This is a genomic window from Pseudochrobactrum sp. AO18b (genome assembly GCF_000409565.1).
Taxonomy (GTDB): domain Bacteria; phylum Pseudomonadota; class Alphaproteobacteria; order Rhizobiales; family Rhizobiaceae; genus Pseudochrobactrum; species Pseudochrobactrum saccharolyticum.
The window spans coordinates 1-6,404 of sequence record NZ_ANNO01000278.1 but is presented as its reverse complement, the minus strand read 5'-3'; the positions used below and the strand labels follow the sequence as shown (position 1 = coordinate 6,404).

At 54.9% G+C, this 6,404-nt stretch carries 5 protein-coding genes; 4 read left to right on the top strand and 1 reads right to left on the bottom strand.

All coding sequences use genetic code 11. The features are described 5' to 3' along the window. Positions 1–11: 11 nt before the first annotated feature. Complete coding sequence (locus A918_RS0111650) at positions 12–443, bottom strand: nucleoside deaminase (RefSeq protein WP_033316072.1); 432 nt, start codon at positions 441–443, stop codon at positions 12–14. Between the two features lie 393 nt (positions 444–836). Here A918_RS0111650 and A918_RS0111645 point away from each other — a divergent pair, with 393 nt between their 5' ends. From A918_RS0111645 to A918_RS0111630, 4 genes are all read left to right on the top strand, one after another. After that, positions 837–2,756, top strand: a complete 1,920-nt coding sequence (locus A918_RS0111645) for a pseudouridine synthase (protein WP_022711240.1) — start codon at positions 837–839, stop codon at positions 2,754–2,756. After that, positions 2,756–3,310, top strand: coding sequence for a 16S rRNA (guanine(966)-N(2))-methyltransferase RsmD (gene rsmD, locus A918_RS0111640; protein WP_022711239.1), 555 nt, complete (start codon positions 2,756–2,758; stop codon positions 3,308–3,310). The genes A918_RS0111645 and rsmD overlap by 1 nt, the downstream gene beginning before the upstream one ends. A gap of 231 nt (positions 3,311–3,541) precedes the next feature. After that, complete coding sequence (locus A918_RS20260; RefSeq protein ID WP_022711238.1) at positions 3,542–5,104, top strand: pitrilysin family protein; 1,563 nt, start codon at positions 3,542–3,544, stop codon at positions 5,102–5,104. Then, the coding region (locus A918_RS0111630) for a pitrilysin family protein (protein ID WP_022711237.1) at positions 5,104–6,404 on the top strand (1,301 nt) is incomplete at its 3' end. The genes A918_RS20260 and A918_RS0111630, both read left to right, overlap by 1 nt.

Genomic DNA, 6,404 nt, shown 5'->3' with positions numbered 1-6,404 from the left:
GGGGGGCTTTTTTATTTGCGTTTTTCCTGAAAGAAGCGTTTCAGCATGTCGGTTGCCTCCGCTTCACCTATGCCGGAATAGACTTCCGGTGCGTGATGGCAGGTCGGCTGGCTGTAGAAGCGGGGGCCATATTCCACGCCGCCGCCCTTCGGATCACTTGAAGCATAATAAAGACGGCGGATGCGGGCGAAAGAAATTGCCGCCGCGCACATGGCGCAAGGTTCCAGTGTCACATAGAGATCGCAATCCCCGAGGCGCTCATTTTCCATAACCTCACAAGCGATGCGGATTGCCAGAATTTCGGCATGAGCAGTCGGATCATTAATTTCACGGGTGCGGTTGCCCGCACGGGCGATAATCCGGTTTTTATGCGTGATCACCGCGCCGATCGGCACTTCGCCCCGTGCTTCTGCGGCACGGGCTTCTTCCATCGCGGCCTGCATAGGAGATATCTTTGCATGACCGCTTGCCGGATGTGTCACGGAAACCAAATTTTCTGCAGGAGCCAAACTTGCCGCAGGGGATTGTGAATTTTTGTTGTTCATCTTGCCGGAATTGCCGCCGGTTGCGTTTTTTTGCATAATGTGCGGCAGCCTTTCAGATATTTTACTCGCAAGCGCGGTGATGATTTGTTAGAGCGTAGCTTTAATAAGGTGTGTAGCATAAGAACTGCGCTGCAATCGTGCCAGCTTTATCCTAAATTTTGCCGGATCGGAATGATTTAGCATAAAGCATGTCCGGCGAAAACGCGCAGCGGTTTTGCAGCAGGGCTTTCCGCATCCTGATTTTCGATTTTTGACGCCGGGCAGAAATACCGGTGAAAGGCTGATATTCTAATGACCCGTGACGATCATGATAATGAACGCGGCAAGCGTCCTTTTGTAAAGCGTGAGCGTACGCGCGATGACAGAGGTTCTGACCGTCCGCGTCGTTTTGAAGGTGAATCCCGTGGTGACAAGCCGCGCGGCTTCGGTGAGCGCGGCGACAAACCTCGTGGTTTTGAACCTCGCGGCGATAAGCCCCGCGGCTTTGATATGAGTGCCGCTGAAGAAGGCGAACGTATCGCCAAACGTCTGGCGCGTGTGGGTATTGCCTCGCGCCGTGAAGCGGAAAGCATGATTGCTGCCGGTCGTGTTGCTGTAAACGGTAAAGTGCTGACCAGCCCTGCCGTCAATGTTCTGCGCACAGATCGTATTACCGTTGATAATAAAGTTCTGCAGCAGGCTGAACGTACCCGCCTGTGGCTCTATCACAAACCTGCCGGTCTGGTGACAACCAACCGTGATCCGGAAGGTCGACCGACAGTGTTTGATGCACTGCCTGCTGAATTGCCGCGCGTTTTGTCGGTCGGTCGCCTTGATATCAACACCGAAGGCCTGTTGCTGCTGACCAATGATGGCGGTCTGTCCCGCGTTCTGGAACTGCCTGCTACCGGCTGGCTGCGTCGCTATCGCGTGCGCGCCCACGGTACAGTAACACAGGCACAGCTTGATGAGCTGAAAAACGGTATCGCTGTTGACGGCGTGTTCTACGGCGCGGTTGAGGCAACTCTGGAGCGCGAGCAGGGCGCCAATGTCTGGCTCTCCATTGGTTTGCGCGAAGGCAAAAACCGCGAAGTTAAGAATATTCTTGGTGCGCTTGGTCTGGCCGTTTCCCGCCTGATCCGCGTTTCTTTCGGTCCGTTCCAGCTGGGCGATCTGGAAGAGGGTGCGGTGCGGGAAATCCGTGGTCGTACCCTGCGTGAACAGCTCGGTGAGAAACTGGTTGAAGATTCCGGTGCGGATTTTGATGCGCCGATCCTCAATGAATTCTCGAATGAAGCAGTTAAAGGCGAATTACCGTCCCGCAGCCCGCGTTTTGATGCTTATGAAGAGCGCGGCAGTGACGAGGAAGGCGAGGGCCGTTCCCGTTACAAATCCGACTGGATTTCCAGCAGCCGCAATGCAGGCGGCGGCCGTGGCGGCAAAGGCGGCTTCGGTGCCAAGCGCGGCGAAGGGCGTATGGACGGTGAGCGTAAACCGTTCCGCCGTGACCGTGAAGACGGTGATCGTCGTGAAGAAGGCCGTGCGCCGCGTGATGGTGAGCGCAAGCCTTTCCAGCGTGATCGCGATGGTAAGAGCTGGCGTGAAGATGGTCTGTCACGCCTCAGCACATCTGCACCGCGTTCCGGTGGCTTTGACAAGCCGCGCTTTGCTAAAGGTGGCCGTGGTGACAAGGATGATGACAAGTTCGGTTCACAGCCGCAGCGTCCGCGCGGCGTGAATGTATGGATGGCACCGGGTGCCAAGGCCTATAATTCGTCGTCCAAGCCGACCCCAGGTGATGATCGCCGCCGTTCGCGCCGTGATGGTGATGACCGTCCGCAGCGTGAAGAAGGCGGTCGCGGTTATCAGGGTCGTTCAGAGGACAGAGACGGTTATAAGCGTCAGGGTTTCCGCCGTGATGAAGACAATCGCGACGGTTTCAAGCGCGAAGGCTTCCGTTCGGAAAACCGTCGTTCTTTTGATGAAGGCGATCGTCCGGCACGCGAAGAGCGTCGTTTCTCCGGTGAGCGCAATTTTGACAAGAAGCCGTTTGGTGACCGTCCGTCGGGCGACAAACCATTCCGTGGCAAGCCTGAAGGCGGTCGCGGTGGCAAGCCTTTCGGTAAAGGCCCACAGGGTGGTAAACCATCCGGCAACCGTCCGTCTGGTCCTCGTGGTGTCGGCCCTCGTGGTGCTGCTCCACGTTCCGGCCCGCGCGGAGATAAACGTTAATGCGCATTGTCGGCGGTAAATTCCGCGGACGTGCACTGGTGACGCCGGAAAGCTCTGCAATCCGGCCAACCAGCGACCGGACGCGCGAAAGTCTGTTCAATATTATCACACATGGTTTTCGTGAGAAGCTGGACAATACACGCGTGCTGGATCTGTTTGCCGGTACCGGTGCGCTTGGTCTTGAAGCCTTGTCACGCGGCTGCCGCTATACGGTTTTCGTTGAGGAATCCGTAGAAGGGCGTGGCCTGTTGCGCCAGAATGTGGAGGCGTTCGGCCTTCAGGGGAATACAAAAGTGTTCCGCCGCAATGCAACAGCCTTGGGGCCGACCGGTACAATGGGTGAATTTGATCTGGTTTTTGCCGATCCGCCCTATGGTAAAGGTTTGGGTGAACAGGCTTTTATCTCTGCACTTGAAGGCGGATGGCTCAAGCCGGATGCGCTTTTGATACTGGAAGAAGTGTCAGAAGCCGTTATCACGCTGGATGACCGCTTCATATTGCGCGATGAACGCAATTACGGGATCACCACGATAAGGCTTTATGAACTGGCCTGATAATTTTATCATTAGATAATAAATTGCCCGCTCTGTGCGGGCAATTTGCATTTCAGCATAGTGCTGCCTTTTTGGGAGCATATTTATTAAATTATTGTCATCATGACATAATTCTTGATGGCTGGTTGCGAATTTGCCGCAATCTCGTTTAATTAAGGTTGTTTTGCAAAACAGGAAGGGACACTTTTCGTGCCATATCTATCCTTTTGCCGGCAACTGGTCAGCACATCCATGCTGGCGCTGATTGTCAGTTCTGCGACTGTGGGCGCATCCTTCGCGCAGGCTGCCAAGCCCGCCGAGGCGCAGGTTGCCCCCGCTGCGACCACCCAGACCAATCCGGCCAATGATAATCAGCCGGCCGCGCTGCCTGAAATCAAGACCCAGAAAGGCGTCAGCAGTTTTAAGCTAACCAATGGCATGGATGTTGTGGTGATTCCCGATCACCGCGCACCGGTTGTCACGCAGATGGTCTGGTATCGCGTGGGTGCCGCTGATGAGCAGGAAGGTGTATCCGGTATTGCCCATTTTCTTGAACATCTGATGTTCAAGGGTACGAAGAATGTTCCTGCCGGTGAATTCTCTGCAAAAGTTGCAGCGATTGGCGGTCAGGAAAACGCTTTCACCTCGTCCGATTATACCGGCTATTACCAGCAGGTTGCACCGGATGCGCTGGAAATGGTGATGAAATACGAGTCAGACCGTATGGCCAATCTGGTTCTGACCGAAGATGTGATTGTACCGGAACGCGATGTTATTCTCGAAGAGCGCCGCATGCGTGTGGACAGCAATCCGGGCGCAATGCTGAGCGAAGAGGTGAGTGCCGCTTCTTTCTTTAATCATCCTTACCGCCGCCCGATTATCGGCTGGCAGCAGGAAATGGAAAAGCTCAGCCTTGAGGATGCCATCGGTTTTTACGAGCGTTATTATACGCCGAATAATGCCATTCTCGTTGTGGCCGGTGATGTGACGCCGGAGCGCGTCCGTGATCTGGCGCTCAGCACCTATGGCAAATTGCCGAAGCGCTTTGAAGTTGCACCGCGTATCCGTCCGCAGGAACCTGTGAAGCACACAGCCCGCACCGTGACATTGCGCGACGCCCGTGTGAACCAGCCGTCGTTTAACTCCACATGGGTGGTGCCGTCTTATGTGAATGCCAAGGCTAAGGGACGTGAAGGCGACGCTGAAGCACTTGATCTGCTGGGAGAAATTCTCGGCGGTGGTATGCGTAGCCGTCTCTATCAGAAGCTGATTGTTGAGCAGGGCATTGCTGCCAGTGCCGGTGCTTATTATGCCGGTGACGCGCTGGATGACGGTACATTCATGCTCTATGGCGCGCCGCGCGGTGATGCCACGCTTGAGCAGGTGCAGGCTGCAATCAATGTCGAAGTCGAGCGTCTGATTAAAGACGGTGTGACGGAAACAGAGCTTAATCAAGCGCGCAATCGTTTTCTGAAGTCGGAAATTTTTGCCCGTGACAGCCAGACCGGCATGGCACGGATTTATGGTTCCTCACTGGCTGTCGGCCAGACTGTTGAGGATGTGCAGGGCTGGTCGGATAAAATCCGCACCGTCAAGCCGGAGCAGATCCGCGATGTGGCAGAGCGCTATCTGAAACCGTCAATTGCTGTGACCGGTTATCTGCTGCCACCGGAAACGGCAGAAGCAGCCGTAAAGCCTGAACAGAGTGCAAAACCAGCCGCAGCCGATAAGGCGCAAACCGGTGCTGCCGGTGATAAGCCGGCAGGCAATGATCTGAACAAGAAGACAGATGCGAAGCCAGAGGTGAAAAAATAATGACATATTCTCTTCACTCTGAGGCAGGGTTCGAAAATGCACGCCCTGTCCGTAGCAATGCTTTGCGTGGTTTCAAAGCTGCGGCTGTTGGTCTTTTCGCATTGCTGACAACACTGCCTGCCTATGCGCTGGATATTCAGGAAGTGACCTCGCCGAAGGGTATCAAAGCCTGGCTGGTGGAGGACGGCAGTGTGCCGCTGATCTCTGTGCGTTTTTCGTTTAAGGGCGGCAGTGCGCAAGACCCTGAAGGCAAAGAAGGTCTGGCCAATCTGATGACCGGTCTGTTCGATGAAGGTGCGGGTGATATGCCATCCGATGCCTATCAGGAAAGACTGGATAATATCGGCGCGGAAATGAGCTTCACCGCCAGCGATGATACGATTTCCGGCGGTATGCGGATGCTGAAAGAGAACAGTCCGGCAGCCTTTGACATGCTGGCTCTGGCTATTCAGAAACCGCGTTTCGATCAGGCGGCGGTTGATCGTATCCGCGATCAGGTGATTGCAGGGATTAACGCTTCCAAAAATGATCCGAACACAATTGCTTCGCAGAAATTTGCCGAAGTGCTCTATGGCAAGCATCCTTATGCCCGCCGTGAAGAGGGCACAGTGCAGTCGCTGGAAACAATCACCCGCGATGATCTGCTGGATGCCCATAAAAAACTGTTCGGCAAAGACCAGCTGAAAATCGGTGTGGTCGGTGCGATCAGCGCCGAGGAACTGGCGCCTCTGCTGGATAAGCTTTTCGGCAATCTGCAGGATAAAGCAGAGCTTAAGCCGATGGAAATGGCCAAACTCGCTTTGGGGGCCACAACATCTGTGACCTATGATCTGCCGCAGACAACGGTCAGTCTGGTGTATCCGGGTGTAAAGCGCAGCGATAAGGATTTCTTCGCAGCCTATCTGATGAATCAGGTGCTGGGTGTCGGCTTTACTTCACGTCTTTATAATGAAGTGCGTGAGAAGCGCGGCCTTGCTTATACGGTGAGCTCCGGTCTCAGTGGCCGGGACTATTCCAACAGTCTCAATATTGCCACCGGTACACGTCCTGACCGTGCACAGCAGAGTCTGGATGTGATCCGCGCGGAAGTTGCCCGTATGGCGAAATCCGGCGTGACAGAGGAAGAACTGGCCGCAGCCAAGAGCTTTGCAATCGGTGCCTATGCGATCAATAATCTGGATTCATCCGTGGCCGTTGCCCGCACCTTGGTTGGCTTGCAGGAGCAGGATCTGGGGCGTGATTATATCGACCGCCGTGCTGATCTCATCAATGCTGTGACCACAGATGATGTGAAGACTGT

What these genes read in the sequence shown, in the direction of transcription:
- A918_RS0111650 (WP_033316072.1), bottom strand. Translation starts at nt 443, where the DNA reads ATGCAGGCCGCGATGGAAGAAGCCCGTGCCGCAGAAGCACGGGGCGAA.
- A918_RS0111645 (WP_022711240.1), top strand. Translation starts at nt 837, where the DNA reads ATGACCCGTGACGATCATGATAATGAACGCGGCAAGCGTCCTTTTGTA.
- rsmD (WP_022711239.1), top strand. Translation starts at nt 2,756, where the DNA reads ATGCGCATTGTCGGCGGTAAATTCCGCGGACGTGCACTGGTGACGCCG.
- A918_RS20260 (WP_022711238.1), top strand. Translation starts at nt 3,542, where the DNA reads ATGCTGGCGCTGATTGTCAGTTCTGCGACTGTGGGCGCATCCTTCGCG.